This window comes from Alcaligenes sp. SJTW-7 (assembly GCF_047716895.1).
GTDB classification, from domain to species: domain Bacteria; phylum Pseudomonadota; class Gammaproteobacteria; order Burkholderiales; family Burkholderiaceae_B; genus Alcaligenes; species Alcaligenes ammonioxydans.
Map to the genome: position 1 here is coordinate 1,030,857 of NZ_CP136682.1, position 20,996 is coordinate 1,051,852.

Here is a 20,996-nt window from a genome sequence, read left to right on the forward strand (position 1 = left end):
TCCTCAATCAAGAGATGATAGGAAAGGCGATGATGCCGAACCAGCAACAAATAAGCAGGCCAGCGTTGCTATTTCGGCAAGCCTTAAGGCGCGATTTCAAGCTGTGGCAGCAACTCATCCAGAAAGCGGCGAACAATAGAGGGCAAGCGGCGGCCAGCCAGGGCCTGCACTTCAATTTGACGGTTCAGCAAGCCGCGTTCATGGATGAAACTGGCTTGCAGCAAACCTTGCTCAATCAGGTGACGCGCCGAGAGCAAAGCCGACACGGTCACGCCTGCGCCGGACAAGGCAAATTGATGCAGAGACTGCATGTGGTTGCTGCTGAATACGGGGTCCAGGCTGAGGTTTTGCGCGCTGCATGCCACGTCCATCATTTGCCGCACTGTGGTGTCGGGCCCGGGCAAGGCCAAAGGGTGGGCCAGAAGGCTTTTCAGACTGATGCGTTCTGTCCGGGTGACCGGGTGCCCGGGAACGGCCAGGGCCATGACAGGGGCATCGCGTCGAAACAGCGTTTTAATATCTTTCTCGGCCGTCTGCGTAAATTTGATGCCGATATCAATTTGCCCGCTCAGGAGCAGCATGGTGATACGTTGTGGGGGCAACACGTCCAGCTGAAAACGTATGCCTTGATGCTTTTCACGGAATTGCGCGATGCATTGAGGCAGGAGCTGAGCGGCCAGTCCTTCAGAGGACGCAATCCGTATCAGGCCGGTTTGCAGGCCTTGCAGGGCGGCAATATCGTGCAGGGTGCGCTCGGCGTCCAGAGCACTGCGGCGGGCATGAGCCAGCAAAAGCTCGCCCGCCGCTGTCAGGCTCATGCCACGGGCATGGCGTTCGAACAGGGCCATGCCCAGGTTTGTTTCCAGCCCGCTGATCTGACGGCTGATGGCCGAGGTGGCGACATACAGATTGCTGGCCGCCTGCGAGATAGAGCCACAGCGCGCCACTTCCTGAAAGTAGCGCAGTGCGGTCTCTTGGAGATGACGTGGGTTCATACCAGACTGCCGCGCAACTGGGCGGCAATCTCGTAGGAGCGCAAGCGCTTGTTGTGGTCAAAGATATTGGCGTTGATCATCAGCTCGTTGGCGCCCGTCAGTTCGATGAAACCTTTCATCTGTTCAAGCACTTGCGCCGGATTGCCAATGGCCGTACAACTGAGCAGGGAGTCCAGAAGATGCTGTGCGGGTGGGCTGCATTGCTCGTAGTAGTCACGCACGGGCGGCGGCAACTGGCCCGGACGACCGCTGCGCAGGTTCACAAAAGACTGCTGCCAGGAGGAGGCCAGCAACTTGGCTTCGTCTTCGGTGTCGGCGGCAAAGACGTTGTAGCCCAGCATGATGTACGGTTTCTCCAGATGGATCGACGGCTGGAACTGACGGCGGTAAACCTCAATAGCATCCATCAACTGGGCAGGCGCAAAATGCGACGCAAAGGCATAGGGCAAACCCAGCGCGGCCGCCAACTGAGCACCAAACAGGCTGGAGCCCAGAATCCAGACCGGCACGTTCAGGCCACGACCTGGCACGGCCATGATGCGGTTGCGGGGCTCGTCAGACATATAGTCCATCAGCTCGAGCACATCGCGAGGGAACTGGTCCGGGTCGCTGCTCAGATTGCGGCGCAAGGCGCGAGCGGTTTCGGGGTCTGAGCCGGGCGCGCGGCCCAGGCCCAGATCAATCCGGCCCGGGTACAGGCTGGCCAAGGTCCCAAACTGTTCGGCGATCACCAGCGGAGAGTGATTGGGCAACATGATGCCGCCAGCCCCGACCCGAATGCGGCTGGTCTGGCCGGCAATATGGCCGATCAGTACCGCCGTAGCGGCGCTGGCGATACCGGGCATGCCGTGGTGTTCAGCCAGCCAGTAACGGTGATAGCCCCACTGCTCGGCATGGCGGGCAAGATCGGCAGAACTGCGGAAAGACAGCGCTGCAGTGGAGCCCTGCACAATAGGGGACAGGTCTAGGACGGAGAGCGGATAGCTTGGCTTCATGGCATCAGATTCAAATTGGACTCAGGATATAGTCGATCCATCGTTAGGTAGCGTCAAGTAAACCCATAACACAGGCAAGGATGTTCAGATGAAAGAGACCAGTCGTCGCACCGTCAATCATTATCAGGACCATGCGCAGGCGTACCGTGATGGCACCTGGGACCATGATGTCAGCCAGAACCGGGACGCTTTGCTGGCCGCCATCGGCGCAGCCGGGCCGGTGGATATTCTGGATCTGGGTTGTGGACCCGGCCGTGATCTGGTGGCATTTCAGGCCATGGGTCACCGACCTGTGGGACTGGATGGGTGCGCGGCCTTTGTCGAGATGGCGCGCCAGCAAACCGGTCTGACGGTACTGCATCAGGATATCCTGGATTTGAAATTGCCTGCCGCCGCGTTTGACGGCGTGTTTGCCAATGCCGTGTTATTTCACATACCCAGTGCGCAGCTACCGGCTGTGCTGACAAGCTTGCGGCACAGTCTGCGACCCGGTGGCGTGCTGTTTTCTTCCAATCCGCGCGGTCAGGGGCAAGAAGGCTGGAATGGACAGCGCTATGGGTGTTACTACAGTTGGGAGCAGTGGGCGCAGCGCCTGGAGCAAGCAGGTTTTGAGTATATCCATCACTTTTACCGCCCCACGGACAAGCCGCCTCAGGAGCAACATTGGCTGGCGTCTTTGTGGCGCGTGCCGGTCTCCTAAGCAGCCAAATGGTGAATCCCTGACCTGGCTACCTATCTTTTTGTTTTGTAATGGGTTTTTTGGCTAATACAGGGGTTTTCCCTATTTTTATGCACATCTTTTGTGGATAAGCCGATCGTTAGCATGAAGGACCAGGTCCGGGGAAAAAAATGGTAAAGAATTGTCGATTCTCTGATCGGGTTTGTTAAGTTGTTGAAATTGTTTAGATAAATGCACTGATTCACGGTTTATCCTGTGACTTGTCCACATTTTATGGGGATAAGATTGCGGGTGTTGAGGCATTTGGCCGTTTTCTGCCCGCCCGTTTTAAGTGGCTGATACTACGAACGGTTTTTCTGATTTGCCCAGTTTTTCCTACGAGCTATCCACAGTTTTCGTGGATAAGATCACGCGTTTGAGCAGCTTGGGTTCCCCTCAGTCTCAAGGCTATGATGCACACGAGCAATGTTGACCTTTAGCGGCCAGTCCCTTCGGTTCTTTGCCATTTTCTTCAGGAGAGTGAAACGTGGAAAAATTGCAAGTCTGGATGACAGAATTTCCCGCTGTGGTCGCGATTGGGCTTAACGTCGTGATCGCGTTGTTGATTCTGATTATTGGCTGGTGGCTGTCAGCCGTTGCCGGCCGGGCCATCAAGCGAATGGCAGCCAGCTCCCCCCGTGTGGACCCCACCATCGTGCCTATGGCCCAGTCGGTCACGGTCTGGACGATCCGTATTTTTGTACTGATTGCGGTGCTGGCACGCTTTGGCGTCCAGACAGCCAGCATTATTGCGGTGCTGGGTGCGGCTGGCCTGGCAGTGGGTTTGGCCCTGCAGAACACCCTGCAAAACATTGCCGCTGGCATCATGTTGTTGATGCTGCGCCCTTTGCGTGCGGGTGAGTTCGTGTCGGTTGTGGGCAAAGGGGATGGTACGGTACAGGAAGTGGGCTTGTTCTTGACCCGCTTCGAGCAGGTCGATGGCATTCAGTTTACGTTGCCCAACAGTCTGATCTGGGGCAATCCCATCATCAATTACAGCCGCAATACGACTCGTCGTCTGGATTTTGGTGTGGGTGTCCGGTACGGTGACGACCTGGATCTGGCCTTGAAGTTGCTGCAAAACCTGCTGGACGAAAACGACAAGGTTTTGAAGGACCCGGCCCCTCAAGTGATGGTTATGGAGTACAAGGATAGCGTCATTACGGTCAATCTGCGTGCTTGGATCAGTGCCGCTGACTTCTGGGATACCCGCTTTCACTTGTTCCGTCGCGCGATTCAAGTGCTGAATGAAGCTGGTTTGCAAACCCCGGTTCCCGTACGGGAAATCGTGCAATCGGGCGGCGATAAAAAAGCGGCCTGAGCCGGATGGCCGCCGAGGCCGGATATCGAGCCGTTTCAGTGGTCAGGACAGCCACGTCTAGTGTGGTTGCAAATAGCAGCAAAAATGCCCCAAGCCTTGCGATCAGCAGCTTGGGGTTTTTTTTCGGGTTAGCCTGCATTGGAGGCAGAGAGCGCTTCCTCCATACTGTACGCTTTGCCTGAACGCCACCCCTATCGCTCCCCACGATGTTTCTGATCGACGAAAAAATTACGGTACGACGTTTGGAAGTTTTGTTGGCCTTTTTGGAGGCTGGCACGATTTCCCGTGCGGCGGACCAGTTGGGTACCAGTGCGGTCAGTGTTCATCGGGCATTGAAAAGCCTGGAAGAAGGCTTGCGGTGCCCCTTGTTCTTGCAGGAGGGGCGTAATCTGGTACCTCAGGACTCCGCCCGTGAGCTGGCCGAGGCAGCCAAAGAAACCATACGCACCTTGCAGCAGGGTATTGATGCCGCGCGTGAGGCCGGGGGCTACTCCTCGGATCAACTGCGCATTGGCTCCATGTATTCACTGACAATCCGGCTCGTTCCCCGTCTGTTGGTGGAGCTGAAGATACACAAGCCGTTGTTGCAGATCGATCTGGTGCTGGACTCCAATGAAAAGCTGCTGCAAAAGTTGCGCAGTGGTCATATTGATGCCGCCCTGATCGAACTTCCGCAGGCCCAGCCTGATCTGGAGTTGCTGCCAATCTTTGATGACGAGCTGATGTTTGCCGCGCCGCTGGGCTGGCACGGTGCGCAAGGGTCGGTCGTGGATTTGGCGCGGTGTTCCAAAGAGCGTTTTGTATCGTTGAGCGATGATTTTGCCACTGGGCGTGATATGCAGCGCATGATGGCCAAGGCCGGGTTCGAGCCCGAGATTGTGATGCGTACCGGCGACATCTTTTCGTTGATGAGTCTTATCAGCGGCGGGGTGGGATGCTCTCTATTGCCTGCCCGTGCCAAAGAGGTGTTTTCTGACAAGATCCAGTGGTTAAGCCTGGAGTGGCCGTATCGGCATTCGCAGCGGATTGGTCTGGTTTGCATGAAGTCGCGCGAACGCAGCCCCAATGTGTTGAGTGTGCTGCGGGCGTGCCGTATTGTGCGCAATCAACTGGAGAAAGAAGGGCACAAACCGGTTTGATAGGAACGCGATGGCCTTGCTGGAGCTCGGTCAGGAGGGAGGGGCTGCCGCTTCCAGATGCTCAGCTCAAGCCCCCAGCGAGTCTGCCAGGGCAGGAGTACACCTGGTGCTGCAACTGACAGTCAGGCCCATCTGGACAGCCAGCGTTGCACGCCATCCAGGGTTTGGAATTCATCCACGCAGCGTGCAGGGATATCGGGATAGCGTTGGTTCCACAGGGTCGCCAGGCTGCGCCCTGGGCCGATTTCCAACACCACATCGGGCTGACGTTCTTCAATCTGTTCCATGCAGGCATCCCATTGCACGGTCTGCATCAGTTGCGCTGCCAAGGCGTGGGCCGCACTTGCCGCGCTGTGTACCCACACACCGGCATTGCTTGGCCAAGGCACATTGGGGGCCGCCAGCCCACTTTGGTTTAGCTGCTCGTGAAAGGCGTGAGCGGCGCTGCTCATCCAATGGGTATGGGATGCAATAGTCACGGCCAAGGGCGTGCAACGCGCCCCCTGTTCTTGAGCGAATGTTTCCAGGGCCGAAAGTTTGTCGCGTGGCCCCGCACAGACGGCGCTCTCGGGACCATTGCGTATGGCCAGGGCAGCGCCTTGTGCCTGGCACCATTGTTCAATTGACCGAATGGAAACCCCACTGATCGCCAGCATGCTGCTGTCTTGTCCGGCCCCGGCCTGATCCATGAGGGCGGCTCGTTGTCCGGCCAGTGTGACCGTGTCGCTGCTGGAGAGCACTCCCGCGACGCATGCAGCCGCCAGTTCGCCAATGCTGTAGCCAGCCACGGCAGCCAGACAAGGGCTGGGCGCCTGCAGGGCAGGGACGCGTTCCTGCAATTGCTGCCAGGCGGCCAAGGCGCAGGCTGTCAGGACGACCTGGGCATGGGCGTTGGTGCTCGCCCAATTGGCATCGCGCATGGCGCTGCGCCAATCGGCAACGTGCAACTGATCCTGCATCTGCAGCAGCAAGGGATGGGTTGGCTTGAGCCAGGGCAGCATGTCCGCGCATTGCATGCCTTGCCCGGAAAACAGCAGGGCGATTTTCATGGTCAGACTCCAGTAGGGCGACGTTGGCGTGCACGGCCGGGAGCCGTGGCTTGCAGGCGGTCCAGCCAATAGCAGGCCGACAAGGTATCGGCAGCGCCTCCAGGGGACAGACGGCGCTGCATAAAGGCGTGATGCAAGGTTTGGGCGCGTTGCACCGCATCCGGGGTAAATGCGCTGCCTGCGTGCAAATACTGTGCGGCGCAGCGGCGCGCGTAGTGCAGCCCCTCCAGTCCGCCACGATGGGCCAGATTGCTATCGTCAAGGACCGCCATCACCGAAAAGAAAGTATGCAAACCCACGGTCTGCAATTGCTGATCGGTAATAGGTGCGCTGTGCGGAGACAAGAGGTTGACAGCGGCTTGCCAGGCGGGCCAGGCCGTTTCAAACAAGGTGGGAAATCCTTGGGCGGCTTCCTGGTTCGCGCCCTGTAAACCATAGCGGCGTACCGCTTGTCCACCCGGCAGTGCGGACGAGGTTTGCTGGCTGCGGGCCTGTAAAGCTGCCCCCCATAATGTTTGAAGTTGGTCCCGAATCGTGGCGGGAGTCAGGGCGCGAAAAGGAAGGCAGGCGCCTGCGGCTGCACACAGCAGGCCGAGCATGAAGATGGCTCCACGGTGCGTATTGATGCCGGCGGTTGCCGCCTGCATGCGAGCCTCCGCTGCCATCCCGCGAGTTTGCAGTTGGCAAAAGGGAGCACGCTGTTGGCCCAGGGCTGCCATGTCAGAAAAATAGTGGCGCAGAGCGAACAGACTGCGGTAGAAGGTGCTGGCGTCCATATCGTCATGGCTGCCGCTGTCGAGCAAGGAAACCAGTCCCGGCTTGGGGGCCAGAATCAGCTCGTCATACAGCGCCAGAACAGCCGCCCGGCCTATGTCCGCACAACGCCAGGAAGGGGATGGGTCCATGAGCTCAGGGGGCGTCGGTGGGGGCGCCCATACCCTTGTTTCAATGGCATCAAGCAGCATGAGAAGACTCCAGGGCAGGGGCGTGCTCAGGCCAGTCCGAGTGCGCCTGAATACGTAAACCATGCGTGTGTTTGATCATGACTTTGCTGCTGGCACCACTGCGCCATTGCTGCCATTCACGCCAGGCGATGGCGGCGTCATCCGGAAACAGCAGCTCGCCATCCAGACGGGGCAAACCCGGCCATTCGCTGGCCGCATGCAAGAGCTGCACCAGACGATCGGCCTGCGTGGCGCACTGCACGGGCAGCAGCAAATCCAGGTCCGAGCCTTCACGCACATAACCTTGCCCCGTGATCAGCTCCCAGCCATAACTGCCATAAACCTGAGCTGTGCAGCCGTGTGCCTGCATCTGCTGGCATAAGCTCAGCCAGTCTTGCGCCAAGGAAACCAGCAGCAAGGTTTGGGCTTCATGGGCGGGGGGGAAACAGCCCCAGGCCAGGCTCCGCGCCTGGGGAACAATCAGGGACAGACGTTGCCGTCCCCAATCGGTCGGTAACGGAATGCCCACTTGCAGCTGCCCGTGACGCAGTTCACCTGGCTGACGGCTGACTACCAGCGGCCAGCCTCGGGCCTGCCATTGCTGCAGGCTCAGACTGGCGTGGCTGCTTGGCTCCAGATCCGCCAGCACCTGATCCCAGGCTGGGCTGTCCAGCGTAATCAGATGGTGACGGCGAGCGGGCAGTGGTGCGGTCATCAGGATGCCTGCAAGACTTGGTCAATGATCTGGGCCGCCAGACGGCGACCACCGCGTTGGGCGCCATCACTGGCACGGCGATCCTGGTGATCGGACTGGGCCAGTGCCGCACGCAATGACGCACGCAGATGCTCAGGCGAACGGTTGTCCCAGACAGCCTGAATACCCCCCATGGCCACATAGTTGTCTACGCCGGGCGCAAAAACCGGATTGGACTGTGCCAGTTCTTCCAGCAGGGCTTCGGGCAGCTTGGTGACGCGGGCCATGGCGGGAATGCGCATGACGCGAATCTCGGCCTCGGGTACGGCATAGCAGGCGTCGGCAATCAGCCCGGAGGTGATGAATCCGCCTGAAAGTGCCTGGTCATAGACCAGTCCAATGACTTTGTGACCTTTGCGTCGGGCCAGATCCAGACACATGCCCAAATGGGCCATGGCGCGGTTGATACCCAGCAGCTCATCGCGGCGGCGCAGTTGCTGGCCTTGGGTATCGACCAAGAGCAGCAGACTGCGGCCAGGATGGTGCCTAATGGTGTCCAGCACCGCCTGAGCCTGGGTCAAAGCCAGGGATACGCCAATAGGCGCGTGTTCGGTGGTTCCAATAACGTTCAGTGTTTGACCCTCAAACTCGGCTGTCCCCTGTAAAAATAAATCCTGTTCGGTGATGGTGTGCTGCGTATCGAACAGCGATTTCACCAGTGCTTCCCATTTCATGACAGCGCCTCCTGGCTGCGTAATGCTTTGACGGCCGCGGCATCCATCTGCCCGACTTGATCGCTGTGCTTCAAACCCAGCGCCTGCCATAAGTGGCGAGCCTGGTTCTCCGTGTGCTCCCATTGTTCGACAGGCAGCAAGGCGGTGCGATGGGCCAGCATCCGGTGTTCCTGTTCCAGTTCTTCCACGGTGACGGGGCCACGGGCTGGTTTTTTCAATCCTTGCACGGCGGCAGCACGGAAAGCTGTCACAGTGTCAGGCACAAGGTCGTCGCAATCGGCGGTCAGCCAGCGATGTTTCCCGCCACTGGTCTGCCAGACCAGCGCACGGTCTTTGGAGTCGTATTCCTCCACACCGTGTGAAGCTTCAATGACTTCGGGGCCGGACATGGCCAGACGGCCTACATCACTCATGATGAGGTGATTGGTGCAGCGAGCCACTATGCCCATGCCGCCAAAACAACCGTTTTGCCCGCCTACCAGGGCAATCACCGGCACCCCGGCATTGCGGGTATCCAGCAGGGCGCGCATCACTTCCGACACGGCGATCAAACCTGCATTGGCTTCGTGCAAGCGTACACCGCCGGACTCCAGTAGCAGCACCACGCCAGCAGGGCGGTCGATCATGGCACGACGCAGCAGGCCCACCAGCTTGGCGCCGTGGACTTCGCCCACACCACCGCCCATGAACTCGCCTTCTTGCGCTGCCACATAAACGGTCTGCCCTTCCAGCAAGGCATGGCCGATGGCCACACCATCATCAAAAGAGGAGGGGACGCCCAACTGAGCCAGGTGCGGGCTGCTGATGCGTTGCGCCGGGGGCAACCACTCATGAAAGCTGTTCGCGTCAAACAGAGTCTGGACGCGCTGGCGGGCAGAACATTCCAGATAACTGCTCATGACTGTGTTCCTTGTGCTTGGCTACGTGCCAGCGCTTCGCTGGCGGCCTGGTCCAGACGCAGGCTGACCACGGCCGGGGTGGCTCCCATATCGTTGATGTCAAAGTGAATGCCGGCCAGCGGATGACGCTGGTGAAAGTCCCGTACCACGGCATCCCAGATGGCGGAAAACCCTCGTGCTGAGGTATGAATGTGAATAGTGCAGTCGGGGCTGTCCTTGGGTTCGGCCAGTACTTCCAGATTGCCCGAACCCACGACGCCAATCAGCACGGGCTGGAAGGGGCCAATGGGCTCTTGCCCCTGAAAACGGTAGGCCAGGGTCTCCAGGCCGTGAGGATGCTGAGTCATCGTGATCTCCTAATGCAAATAGCGGTGCGGGCCCTTACCAATTACGAAAGCGCGCCGGGGGCTGATACAGGCCGCCCGAGGCGTCAACCAGATCCCGCATGCTGCGTGCGGCCAATAGATTGCGAGTGGCCTGACGTGGGTCTATGCCTAAATCCTGCGGTCGCCGGATGATGCCGCGGTCGCGCAGGTTTTCCACCATGCGCACATCGCGGCCCAGGCCTACGGGCGTATACCCGGCTACGCCGCGTATGGCCTGCTCGCGTTCTTCGTCGCTCCGGCACAGCAACAGGTTGGCAATGCCTTCTTCGGTCAGGATGTGGGTGACATCCTCGCCATACACCATGATGGGGGGCAGATCCATGCCGGTCTGCTCCTGCAGGGTCCAGGCATCCAGGGTGTCCACAAAGGCCGGCGTCATGTGTTCGCGGAACGTTTCCACAATCTGCACCACCAGCTTTTGGCCTCGCGGCGTACCGGCCGCCCCCTGGCGTCCTGCGCGGGCTTGTTGACCTGCTTTGAGCCAGGCGGGGCTGGCGTGGCGCCGGCCACGGGCATCGGCCCCCATATTCGGTGCGCCACCAAAACCGGCAATGCGGCCCAGCGTGGCGGTGGAGCTATTGCCCTGCAGATCGATCTGCAAGGTGGAGCCGATGAACAGATCGCAGGCATAGTGACCCGCTGCCTGACAAAAAGCACGATTGCTGCGCATGCTGCCATCGGGACCAGTGAAGAACACATCGGAGCGGGCGCGCAAGTAATTTTCCATGCCAAGCTCGGAACCAAAGGAATGCACGGATTGCACCCAGCCAGCCTCAATCGCGGGGATCAGGGCAGGATGCGGATTTAAGGCCCAGTGCTGGCAAATCTTGCCTTTCAGGCCCAGCGATTGACCGTAGGTGGGCAAGAGCAACTCGATGGCGGCGGTATCAAAACCGATGCCGTGGTTCAGGCGCTGCACGCCGTATTCCGCGTAGATGCCCTTGATCGCCATCATGGCCATCAAGACCTGTATTTCGCTGATCTGCGCCGGGTCGCGGGTAAACAGCGGTTCGATAAAGTGGGGGCGCGGGGCCGGGATGACGAAGTTCACCCAATCTGCGGGGATGTCCACGCGAGGCAGGCGCGTGGTCTTGCTATTGACCAGTTCATTGACCTGAGCAATCACAATGCCGCCCGAAAAAGCGGTGGCTTCCACAATGGCGGGGGTGTCCTCGGTATTGGGACCGGTGTATAGATTGCCGTGCTCATCGGCGGCCTGAGCGGCGATGAGCGCCACATTCGGAGTCAAATCGACAAAGTAACGCGCAAACAACTCCAGATAAGTATGAATAGCACCGATGTTCAGTCGCCCTGCCGATGCCAGCCGGGCCAGGCGTGCACCTTGCGGGCCCGAAAAGCTGAAATCCAGGCGGCTGGCGATGCCTTTTTCAAACACATCCAGATGCTGGGGCAAGGCCAGCACGGATTGCACCATGTGCAGGTCATGAATCTGTGTGGGATCGACCCCCACCAACGCGTCAGCCAGAAAATCGGCTTGTTTCTGGTTGTTGCCTTCCAGACATACACGATCGCCTGCCTGCAAGACGGCTTCCAGCAATAAGCTGGCTTTATCCGTGCTGCACAGTTTGCCTTGCAGCGAGTCTGCCAGTGCTCGGCTGGCGCGTTGCAGTCGTTGCTGACGCGCTTGATTCTTAAGATTCCAGTTGCTGTCCGTCATTAGGTTTCCCTGTCATACCTCTGTCGATGTGTTTCTTTAAAGCCTGTTGCCTGAAGTGTCACGAACGCAGCTCAGGCAGCGCGATGGAGCGGGTGCCCAGGTGATGGGCGATGCGAGTGGCTGCTTCCAGCAGCAGGTCATCCTGCCCGGGCCGGGCGGCCAGTTGCAGGCCCAAGGGAAGCCCCTGGCGGCCAAAGCCAATGGGAATGTTCAGACATGGAATGCCCAACGCTGTCCAGGCCCGACACAGCACCGGATCGCCCGTCGTCTCACGTGTAGGGGCTTCGCCCAAGGCCGAGGCGCTCAGGATCAAATCTGCATCGCCGAAGATCAGCTCGGGCTGGCGTTTGAGCTGATTGACCAGGCCTTGGGCCTGAATCAGTTCAACCGGCCGAGTCTGCGCACACCGGTCCAGATAGGCCTGCAAAGCGGGTGACAGCAGCTCAAGATGGTGCTGGCGCTCATGGCCTAAATGAATCAGCACTTCAGCGCCCATGATGGCCTGTTGTGCATGAGTCAGCTCACCAAACAGGCTGTCCTTACCGTTACGTTGGATCTCAAACTGGCCGTCGTTGGCGCTCAGATGGGCTATCACCGCCTTGAGTCGGTCCCGCAGATCGTCTGATAGTTCCTCCCACCACGGGGTCTGTAAAAAACTCAGACGCAAGGGGGCTTGCAACAGGCTGGATGTGATTTCCGGGCTGGTGCGCAGCACATTGAACACGCGCTGTATATCTTCCAGGCGCTGGCCCAGGATTCCCACGGTGTCCAACGAGGGACTGATCGTTTTCAGGCCGTTGCTGGGCAGGACCCCAAAGCTGGGCTTGAAGCCGTAGATACCGCAAAAGGCGGCAGGGCGCACGACAGAGCCGGCGGTTTGGGTACCCAAGGCCACAGGCACCACATTGGCCGCTACGGCGGCGGCCGAGCCTGATGATGAGCCGCCGGGCGTGTGATCCGGATTCCAGGGGTTGCGGGTCTTGGGGGGATGGAACAGGGCGAATTCCGTGGTCACGGTTTTCCCAAAAGGCACCGCAGCGGCCGCGCGAAGAGCTTGCACGATGGGCGCGTCCTCACTGGGCCGGTTGTCCCGGTAAATGGGTGACCCGTAAGTGGCCGGCGCATCGGCCGTATTGATCAGGTCCTTGATGCCGATGAGCAGCCCCTTCAAAGGGCCGCTACGGTTTTCCTGCTCCCGGGCCAGGCGCCGTACCTGCTCCTTGTCCAGATGGGCAAAAGCCTGGATCAGATCCTCGGTTTGTTCGTAGCGGGCAAGAGCAGCTTCCGCCGCCTGCTGGCTGGATGTCGTGTTTCGGGTGGCGAACTCATTCACAGACATGGCATGACCTCAGATCGTGAAAGGAGCAATAAGAATAGCAATCGTCAACACGACGGTGCCAATCAGAAAAGCCACGACGGTAAAGCCCATGACCTGCCGCACATTCAAGCGTGCGATGGCCAGCACGGGCAAGAGCCAGAAGGGTTGGATCATATTGGCAACGGCTTCGCCAAACGCCACGGCCATGGACATCAGGCCCAGATAGGCAGGGCTGTCCTGACCGATGGCCAGAGCTGACTGCACGGCGATGGGGCCTTGCACCCCCCAGTGTCCGCCACCGGAAGGGACAAACAGCGAGATGATGATGGAGGCGATAAAGGTCAGGAAGGGCAGGGTGTATTCATTGGCCCCGGTGACCAGCGCGGAGGACAGGATTTCTTCCAGGGCGCGGCCGCCTTCCATGGGGATATAGGCCAGCAAGCCCATAATGCCGCCATACAGCGGGTATTGCAGAATCAGCGGGCCAGCCGTTTTGGCGGACTCGACAAAGGACTTGATAAAGCGGATAGGCGTCCAGTGCAGCAGGGCACCCGTAACGGTAAACAGCATGATCATGGAGGAGATGTTCAACGCAAAACCGCTGCGCACGAAGTAGTACATACCCGCGGCAAAGAACAGCACATTCAGAATCCACAGGTTCTCCAGCTTTTCAGCCGGAGTGCTAGCCTTGGTTTTGGGCAGGTCTTTCTCAATATCGGCAAAGACGGCCGGGTCGGGCGGCAAGGCATGTTCGGGTTCCATGCGCCAGATCGTCAGAAATAGCAGGATGATCAGGGCCAGCACCGGAATCCAGCTGTAGGGCTGAAAGATGGTCAGGCTGAAAGGCACCGTCATGTTGGTCAACTGGTGGATAACATTGATCGGGCTGTTGGGGTCGGTATTGGCCAGTGCAATCGAGCTGGAGAGCCCTTGAGTCCAGAGTAAATAGCCCATATAGCCCGAGGCAATCAGATAGCCAAAGTGCACGTGAGGCAGACGGCGGGCGACCTGACGCGCGACCAGAGCGCCGGCAACCAGGCCCAGGCCCCAGTTCAGCAGGCAAAAGAGGGAACCTACGGCAAAGCACAGCAGCGCACCTTCAACCTGATTGCGGGCACGAGAGGCCAGCCAGATAATGGCGCGTTTTAAGGGCGGCGCTTCGGCAAGCGTATAGCCGGTCACCAAAATCAACACCATTTGCAGGGCAAAGGTGAAAATGCTTTTCGGCCCCCATACTCCACGGTACCAGGCATCCACCATTCCTCCAGGGGTGGCGCCGTCTACAAACAGGGCGATTAAACCGACAACCAGCAAACTCAGAATGACGGCGAACAGATACGGGTCAGGCATCCATTTTTCTACGTAACGCACGCAGATGTTGGTAAAGCGTGTCAGCAAGTTCGGCCTGGGCTTGGCCGTGAGGGTAGCAGTGGTGTTCATGATGAACTTATCCTTGTTTTTGTCTCCCCGACCTGGCTAGTGGGTCGGCTAAGGGGTAGGGTTGCGTGATGCACCGTTTCGCCAGCACGTGCAGCTGGGTCGGGACGGTTGCCTGCATCTCGCTTTCCTCTTTTGGGTGTGCCCTTGGTGGGCTTATCGTTGTGCTGACAAGATAGCGACAGGCTTGGGCGTGGATCAATAAAGCAAATGTCGCTTTATTTACGCAGGGTGAAACGATGCCGCGTTAACCCTAGGGGAAAACAGGGTTAGCGCAGAGCCAAGCAGTTGCTTTAGATATAAAGCGGCTCGGATTTGTGCAGAGAGGATATTTAGCGAAAACGAACGGATCAGACGATCAGATGTCCAGGCCCGCAAGGGGCTGGATGAGTGGATGACCAGGGAGCGCAGGGGCTCAGAGCTTTAAAGGGTCGGAGTCAGCGGGTGGCGAAAAGGGGCGGCTAGGCGGGAAAGCCCGGCGCGAAGGAAAGAAAGCGGTACCCGCTGCTTTCCTTAAAATTTGTCAGCGACTGAATCCAGTGCATCGCGCAACAGACCGGCAATCTCTTTCTGACGCGGTGCGGGCATGCGTTCGGTAATGGCGGTCACGCTCATGGCCAAAATGGGCCGGCCTTTGTGATCGCAGAGCGCACAACCTACTCCCAGAGCGCCGCGAACGGCGTAATTGCCGACCACCGAGTAGCCGCGAATCCGGGTGTTGGTGACCAGTTGGCGCATCTCCCGTTGGGTCATGCCCCCATACTGATCCAGTTGATTGGCGTTGCGTTCGATGATCTGCTCGATTGCCTCGTCTCCCAGTGTGGCCAGATAGGCCATGCCGCCTGAGCCCACTCCCAGAGGCTGACGTTTGCCCACATAAGTCGCCAGTATCTGCACCGGATAGGGGCCGATTTCACGCCACAAGCTGACCGAATCGTCGCCATCGCGTCCCACCAGAAAAACAGCATCCCCCGTCAGCTGCGCCAGCTCCTGCATGATGGGTTGCATGATGGTGACCCTGGGGTCCATGCCAAACAAGCCCTGGTCCTGACGTGTGGCGCTGTAGCGGCGGCTGTGACTGCTGTTTTGCACCAGCCCGTGATCGATCAGGGCGGCCAATAGGCGGTAGATCGTGGGACGCTGCAATTGGGTGGCACGCGATAGATCGGTGACGCTCAGTCCTTTGCCTTGATGGTTCTGCAAAGTCTTGAGCACCAGCAGGCCGCGTTGCAAGGTGCGCGGCCCGGCCTGATCCTGCGGTTCTACGGTCTCTGGAGTATTCATGCTTGAAAACGGCCGATGTTTACCAAAACGTAACCTGCTAAGAATATACGCCAGCTCGGAAAGTGTCCACTGTGTGATCGTTCAATAAAGCAAATGCCCGCTGCGTGCAGCGGGCAGGCGGGAGCGACGGCAGCCGTGGCGCAATCAGCGCTGCTCGGGACCGGCGGATTCCTCTTTGCGTTGCTCGGGGATGGGGTGCCCCGCTGCTCTGGCGGTCTTGATCATGGCGGTACACAGGCCCCGCAACATATCCACCTCGTCCAGGCTCAGTTGCGCGCGTCCAAACAAATGCTGCATGCGGGGGACCAGTTTTTTGGGATGCTTGGGGTCCAGGAATTTGACGCTTTCAATGGCCTGTTCCCAATGCTGCATCAGGGCTTGCACTTTGGCCTGGGTAGCCAGCGCTTTGCCAGGGTCCACCTTGCCCTCGGTGTGGGGCAAGAGGGGGGCGCCGCTTTCGGCCAGCAAGGCGTAACGCAACTCCCAGGCAGCCAGTTGCAGTGCCTGGGCAACATTCAGTGAGCTGTACTGGGGGTTGGCCGGAATGTGGCAGACGTACTGGCACTGGCTGATATGATCGTTGGTCAGTCCGACACGCTCAGTGCCCAGCACGATGGCCACCGTACCGGCGTGTTGACGCAGGTGTTCGCGGCTCAGTTCGGCGGTCTGGCGAATATCGGCAGCCGGGGGGCCCAGATAGCGGGGGCGGGCGGTCAGGGCAAACGCCAGGGTGACCGGTTCCAGCGCATGAGCCAGGGTGGGAACGATACTTGCTTGTTCCAAAACGTCTAGGGCGCCGCTGGCCAGCGAGATGGCCTGAGGGTTTTGTACAACGTCCGGGTCCAGCGGGTCGACCAGACATAAGTCGCCAAAGCCCATGGTTTTGATCGCACGGGCCGCTGCGCCCACGTTTCCAGGGTGGCTGGGTTGCACCATAATGAAGCGAACCCGGTGAAAATTATCATCAAATGCCGATGCTTGCGTCTGAGTCATTTAAAATAGCTACTTTGAAGCTACGCTTCCTGTGTCTGCCCATGCGATTTTGCCCTGCGACAGGGCACGCCAGGCAGGCTCAATTATTGTTAAAAAAACGGAATTTCCATGCACCCGATGCTCAATACCGCCATCAAGGCGGCTCGCCGTGCCGGCACCATTATCTCTCGCGCCAGTCTGGACCTCCAGCACCTGTCGGTTGCGCGTAAAGGCCCTAAAGATTATGTCACGGAAGTGGATCGCGCAGCAGAGGAAGCCATCATTGAAGTGTTGAGCGAAGCCTATCCCGATCATGGTTTTATCGGTGAGGAAACGGGCGAGCGCCCACCGCTGGAACCCGCAGGCGAAGGCACTCCCGAGTACCAGTGGATTATTGATCCGCTCGATGGCACCACCAACTTTATCCACGGTTTTCCGTGCTACGCGATATCGATTGCGCTGATGCACCGTGGCCAGGCTGCCCACGCCGTTATTTACGATACCAACCGCAACGAATTGTTTACAGCCAGCCGGGGGGGCGGTGCCTTCCTGAATGATCGTCGTATCCGTGTCTCGGGCCAGACCCGTTATCACGATGCCCTGATCGGTGCGCACGTTCCCGATTCGGGCGCGGGTGTAAAACCCACGTCTCCGTTCGCCGACATGCTGGCCGATTGCGCCGCCGTGCGTCGCATGGGGGCAACGGTTCTGGATCTGGCCTATGTGGCGGCAGGTCGTCTGGATGGTTTTTGTGCCGTCAACCTCAAATCCTGGGACCTGGCTGCGGGCACCTTGCTGGTTACCGAAGCCGGGGGCCTGGTGGGCGACTTTGAGGGCGAACAAACCTGGAAAGAAACAGGAAATGTGATTGCCGCCAGTCCGAAGATCTTTATTCAGATGCTGTCGCACCTGCAAGATTAAGAACCTAGACCCCGGCATCGCCGGGGTGTTCTTTTAATCACAGCGCCAAGGAGCTGAGATGGAGTGGTTGATGGACCCGACCGTCTGGGTTGGGTTGCTCACACTGGTAATTCTGGAAATTGTTCTGGGCATCGATAATCTGGTGTTCATTGCAATTCTGGTGGACAAGCTGCCGCCGGCACAGCGTGACCGGGCGCGTGTGCTGGGTCTGTCATTGGCCTTGCTGATGCGTCTTGGCCTGCTGACCGTGATGTCTCACCTGGTGCAACTGACAGACCCTCTGGTCTCTGTCATGGGTCTGGCTTTTTCAGGTCGAGACCTGATCATGATCGTGGGCGGATTCTTTCTCTTGCTCAAAGGTACGCTGGAACTGCACGAGCGTATCGAAAACCGCAGCGCGCATGCCTCCGGCTCGCGCATGTATGCCAGTTTCTGGGTCATTGTGGCGCAGATCGTGGTGCTCGATGCCGTGTTCTCCCTGGATGCGGTCATTACCGCGGTGGGCATGGTCGAGCATTTGCCCATCATGATGGCTGCTGTGGTCATCGCCATTGGCATCATGCTGGTGGCCTCCAAGCCGCTGACCGCCTATATCAATAGCCGTCCGACGGTGGTGATCCTGTGCCTGGGCTTTTTGCTCATGATTGGTTTTTCGCTGCTGGTCGAAGGTTTTGGCGTACATGTACCCAAGGGTTACCTGTATGCAGCCATTTCCTTTTCCATCCTGATCGAAATGTTCAACCAGTTGGCGCGTCGCAAGCTGCGTCTGTTGCAAGCGGGGCGTCCGATGCGCGAGCGCACGGCCGAGGCGGTGCTGCGCATGCTGGGTAAGCGTCCGGACTCGGGCGATGCGGCGATCGGTCCCGATCTGCCGGGTGTGGCAGCGCAGACCGTGTTCGGTCAGGAAGAGCGCAATATGGTCAGTGGCGTGCTCACCTTGTCCGAGCGAACCGTCCATTCGGTCATGACGCCACGCAATGCCATTACCTGGGTCAACATTCAGGACGATGTCCAGGTCCTTCGCGAGAAAATGACACAGGAGCCTCACAGCATGGTGCCTGTGTGCCGTGGTTCGCTCGATGAGGTGATTGGTATCGGTCGAAGCAAAGAGTTACTGGCAGATTTGCTGATTCATGGTCATATCCGTCTGGACCAGTTGCGTCAGCCGGTGTTTGTGTATGAATCCATCGGAATTTTGGATCTGATGGAAACCATCAAGCAAAGCCGTGGCCAACTGGTTATGGTGACCGACGAGTTTGGGACGATTGAAGGGCTGGTGACGCCGCTGGATATTTTCGAGGCGATTGCGGGCGACTTTCCCAGCGAAGATGAAAGTCCCGATATTGTTCAGGAGTCCCAGGATCATTGGTTGCTGGATGGCTCGACGGACTTGCATCATCTGGAGCAGATGCTGGGTGTAGACGGCCTGGTCGATGAGCAGGAAGAGTATGCGACCCTGGCGGGCTACCTTCTGACACGTTTCGGACAATTGCCCAAGGTGGGTGATGTCTGTGAGCTTGAGCAACGCGATGCCGTGTATCGCTTCAAGGTTCAAGAGCTGGAAGGGCGTCGCATTTCCCAAGTCAGCCTGGAGCGTCTGCCCTACGATGAAGAACAAATTGATCCGTTCTTGAACACTTAATTTTTATTGGCGTTGATTGACACAACATGACCGAGCAAACTCTCTATTTGTTGAAAGCCCTGTTTCTGGGGATTGTTGAAGGCATAACGGAATTCATTCCTGTCTCCAGTACCGCGCATTTGTTGATTCTGGGGTCCTGGATTGATTTTTCCTCGGGCGATGCCAAGGTGTTCGAGGTCGTGATTCAGTTCGGTTCGATCCTGGCGGTTATCTGGATTTTTCGCGCCCGCCTGATTCAGCTGATTATGGGGACCTTGCGCGGTGATCGCACGGAGCTGATGTTCACGCGCAATCTGCTGATCGCCTTTTTACCTGCCGCTGTTATTGGTGCCTTGACGATTCAGTACGTGAAAGCCTTGTTCCATCACCAGATTGTGTTTGTGTTCACGCTGGTATTGGGGGGGGTATTGATGCTGTGGGTCGAGCGCAAGCCGCAGTACGCAAAAAATACCTCTGAGCTGGATCAGGGTGAAACTGCCACCTCGCAAAAGGCCACGGCCTTTGCCCTGGAGGAGATCACCTGGAAGCAGGCTTTGGTGGTGGGTTTCGCTCAGTGTATTGCCATGGTGCCCGGTACTTCGCGTTCGGGGGCGACGATTATTGGTGGCATGCTGGCCGGTATTCAGCGCAAGACGGCCACGGAGTTTTCTTTCTTCCTGGCGATGCCAACCATGTTGGCTGCCACGGTTTATGACTTGTACCGCAACGGCGCTTCTTTAAGTTCGGATCAGAGCACCGCAATTATCGTGGGCTTTGTGGCTGCCTTCTTTAGCGCACTGTTTCTAGTGAAAGCCGTGCTGCGTTTTGTGTCCAGCCGTACTTATCGTCCTTTTGCCTGGTATCGGATTGCGTTGGGCGGGGTATTGTTTGTGTGGCTGATGACGTAGACCTTTGCCGCCTAAGATGTTTTGAAATCCCCGCTTGGCTTGTTGGCCAGCGGGGATTTTTCTTTTCAGTGAGGCTCGGTCAATGTCGTCTTTGCACACACCTACTTTACCTACCTACTTATCTATCTATTTATCGGTCTGTCTGTCTGTCTGTCCGCTTATCTAGCGATGTACCAACTTGATAGGCACGTTTTTAGTGACTATTGTGTTCAAGGGTTTGTTGGCAAATAGCGGGTTTGTCGCCCGTTGTTTGGTCTGGCATGGCTTGTCTTGGCTTCGATACGCTGCTGCTTATTGAAGGGAGCTTGGTCTCAGCAAGGCGCCTCTCGGTTCGTCTGCCCCGGTATCCGGGCTGACTACTTGCCGGTGCTGTGCACCGGTACCCTTGTCGGTGTTCGGATACAGGCGCGCCCTTAACTCGCGGGGTATCTTGTCCACCGGACAAGACACAAGCGTCCCGCTCAAACAGAAGGGCGATTGCACCCTGTATCCGAACACCGCCTGCGGCAAGCAGTCTGAACCGCCCCGGATACCGGGGCAGACGAACCGAGAGGCTCACAGTGAGGAGGGGACAAGCAGCCTTGCTGTTCATGGTGCTAAGAGTCGATGTTCGGACACGAGACCAGCTTTCGATGGTTCTCTTCAGTAGCCGCGAGTGAAAGTATCTTGCTGGCAAAAATCACGGTCTCTTTTGCGTTTTTGAGGGGGTAGTTGGGCTCGACGGGCGAGTCAGGGCTCTGGCCGCAGGCTCTTGCAGTATCCAGGATGCAAGCCCTTTGCTGTTTGAGCGGGGTGCTTGTGGTTCGTCCGGGGGACGAACGACCCCGCGAGTTCACAGGGCGCCTGGATACGGCAAGAGACCAGGGAGCTCGTGCGCAGCGCGGGCCGGACACCCGCCAAGTCGAGCCCAACTGCCCGCTCAAAAATGCTCATGCAGCCACCTTGATTCCTGCCACCAGCACCGTGTGAAGAAAAACAGGTTT

General features: G+C 58.4%; 19 protein-coding genes. 6 read left to right on the forward strand and 13 right to left on the reverse strand.

Going from position 1 to position 20,996, the window contains the following annotated elements; all coding sequences use genetic code 11:
• Positions 1–83 precede the first annotated feature (83 nt).
• Together RSQ48_RS04555 and RSQ48_RS04560 are read right to left on the reverse strand one after the other, a co-directional pair.
• Positions 84–995, reverse strand: a complete 912-nt coding sequence (locus RSQ48_RS04555; RefSeq protein ID WP_131071372.1) for a LysR substrate-binding domain-containing protein — start codon at positions 993–995, stop codon at positions 84–86.
• Positions 992–1,990: an LLM class flavin-dependent oxidoreductase gene (locus RSQ48_RS04560; RefSeq protein ID WP_003802682.1), complete on the reverse strand. Its 999-nt coding sequence runs from the start codon at positions 1,988–1,990 to the stop codon at positions 992–994. The genes RSQ48_RS04555 and RSQ48_RS04560 overlap by 4 nt, the downstream gene beginning before the upstream one ends.
• A gap of 88 nt (positions 1,991–2,078) precedes the next feature.
• On the opposite strand from RSQ48_RS04560, the gene RSQ48_RS04565 reads away from it, so the two are divergent.
• From RSQ48_RS04565 to RSQ48_RS04575, 3 genes are all read left to right on the forward strand, one after another.
• Positions 2,079–2,690: a class I SAM-dependent methyltransferase gene (locus RSQ48_RS04565; protein WP_003802680.1), complete on the forward strand. Its 612-nt coding sequence runs from the start codon at positions 2,079–2,081 to the stop codon at positions 2,688–2,690.
• 526 nt (positions 2,691–3,216) lie between these two features.
• Positions 3,217–4,029 (forward strand): mechanosensitive ion channel family protein, encoded by an 813-nt coding sequence (locus tag RSQ48_RS04570; protein ID WP_039943581.1) that lies wholly within the window; start codon positions 3,217–3,219, stop codon positions 4,027–4,029.
• A 206-nt stretch (positions 4,030–4,235) separates the two neighbouring features.
• Positions 4,236–5,168 (forward strand): LysR substrate-binding domain-containing protein, encoded by a 933-nt coding sequence (locus RSQ48_RS04575; RefSeq protein WP_059318812.1) that lies wholly within the window; start codon positions 4,236–4,238, stop codon positions 5,166–5,168.
• Positions 5,169–5,290: 122 nt separating this feature from the next.
• Here RSQ48_RS04575 and RSQ48_RS04580 read toward each other — a convergent pair whose 3' ends face one another.
• The 11 genes from RSQ48_RS04580 to RSQ48_RS04630 all read right to left on the reverse strand — a co-directional run bounded on the left by RSQ48_RS04580 (position 5,291) and on the right by RSQ48_RS04630 (position 16,584).
• The gene (locus RSQ48_RS04580) at positions 5,291–6,217 is read right to left on the reverse strand and encodes an acyltransferase domain-containing protein (protein ID WP_240209036.1); all 927 of its coding nucleotides are present in this window, start codon (positions 6,215–6,217) and stop codon (positions 5,291–5,293) included.
• A gap of 2 nt (positions 6,218–6,219) precedes the next feature.
• Positions 6,220–7,182 (reverse strand): triphosphoribosyl-dephospho-CoA synthase, encoded by a 963-nt coding sequence (locus tag RSQ48_RS04585; RefSeq protein ID WP_059318746.1) that lies wholly within the window; start codon positions 7,180–7,182, stop codon positions 6,220–6,222.
• A complete protein-coding gene (gene mdcG, locus RSQ48_RS04590; protein WP_059318747.1) occupies positions 7,172–7,876 on the reverse strand; it encodes a malonate decarboxylase holo-[acyl-carrier-protein] synthase in 705 nt (234 codons plus the stop codon). The genes RSQ48_RS04585 and mdcG overlap by 11 nt, the downstream gene beginning before the upstream one ends.
• The gene (gene mdcE / locus RSQ48_RS04595; protein ID WP_059318748.1) at positions 7,876–8,589 is read right to left on the reverse strand and encodes a biotin-independent malonate decarboxylase subunit gamma; all 714 of its coding nucleotides are present in this window, start codon (positions 8,587–8,589) and stop codon (positions 7,876–7,878) included. The genes mdcG and mdcE overlap by 1 nt, the downstream gene beginning before the upstream one ends.
• Positions 8,586–9,488: a biotin-independent malonate decarboxylase subunit beta gene (locus RSQ48_RS04600; RefSeq protein ID WP_240209037.1), complete on the reverse strand. Its 903-nt coding sequence runs from the start codon at positions 9,486–9,488 to the stop codon at positions 8,586–8,588. Before RSQ48_RS04600 ends, mdcE begins: the two co-directional genes overlap by 4 nt.
• Positions 9,485–9,835: a malonate decarboxylase acyl carrier protein gene (gene mdcC / locus RSQ48_RS04605; RefSeq protein WP_003802665.1), complete on the reverse strand. Its 351-nt coding sequence runs from the start codon at positions 9,833–9,835 to the stop codon at positions 9,485–9,487. The genes RSQ48_RS04600 and mdcC overlap by 4 nt, the downstream gene beginning before the upstream one ends.
• Before the next feature lie 34 nt (positions 9,836–9,869).
• Entirely contained in the window at positions 9,870–11,552 is a 1,683-nt protein-coding gene (gene mdcA / locus RSQ48_RS04610; RefSeq protein WP_240209038.1) for a malonate decarboxylase subunit alpha, read from the reverse strand.
• Positions 11,553–11,610: 58 nt separating this feature from the next.
• On the reverse strand, positions 11,611–12,891 hold the full coding sequence (locus RSQ48_RS04615; protein ID WP_240209039.1) for an amidase: 1,281 nt from the start codon (positions 12,889–12,891) through the stop codon (positions 11,611–11,613).
• 9 nt (positions 12,892–12,900) lie between these two features.
• Positions 12,901–14,310 (reverse strand): short-chain fatty acid transporter, encoded by a 1,410-nt coding sequence (locus tag RSQ48_RS04620; RefSeq protein WP_240209040.1) that lies wholly within the window; start codon positions 14,308–14,310, stop codon positions 12,901–12,903.
• A gap of 510 nt (positions 14,311–14,820) precedes the next feature.
• Positions 14,821–15,591, reverse strand: a complete 771-nt coding sequence (locus RSQ48_RS04625) for an IclR family transcriptional regulator (RefSeq protein WP_003802658.1) — start codon at positions 15,589–15,591, stop codon at positions 14,821–14,823.
• A gap of 144 nt (positions 15,592–15,735) precedes the next feature.
• Positions 15,736–16,584, reverse strand: a complete 849-nt coding sequence (locus RSQ48_RS04630) for an RNA methyltransferase (protein WP_003802655.1) — start codon at positions 16,582–16,584, stop codon at positions 15,736–15,738.
• Between the two features lie 108 nt (positions 16,585–16,692).
• Between RSQ48_RS04630 and RSQ48_RS04635 the strand changes: the two genes are divergently transcribed.
• Genes RSQ48_RS04635 through RSQ48_RS04645 form a run of 3 tightly spaced genes read left to right on the forward strand, consistent with a single transcriptional unit; the run spans position 16,693 to position 20,013 of the window.
• Positions 16,693–17,484, forward strand: coding sequence for an inositol monophosphatase family protein (locus tag RSQ48_RS04635; protein WP_003802652.1), 792 nt, complete (start codon positions 16,693–16,695; stop codon positions 17,482–17,484).
• A 58-nt stretch (positions 17,485–17,542) separates the two neighbouring features.
• Positions 17,543–19,126, forward strand: coding sequence for a TerC family protein (locus RSQ48_RS04640; RefSeq protein WP_003802650.1), 1,584 nt, complete (start codon positions 17,543–17,545; stop codon positions 19,124–19,126).
• A gap of 26 nt (positions 19,127–19,152) precedes the next feature.
• Positions 19,153–20,013, forward strand: coding sequence for an undecaprenyl-diphosphate phosphatase (locus RSQ48_RS04645; RefSeq protein WP_240209041.1), 861 nt, complete (start codon positions 19,153–19,155; stop codon positions 20,011–20,013).
• The last annotated feature ends 983 nt before the right edge of the window (positions 20,014–20,996 follow it).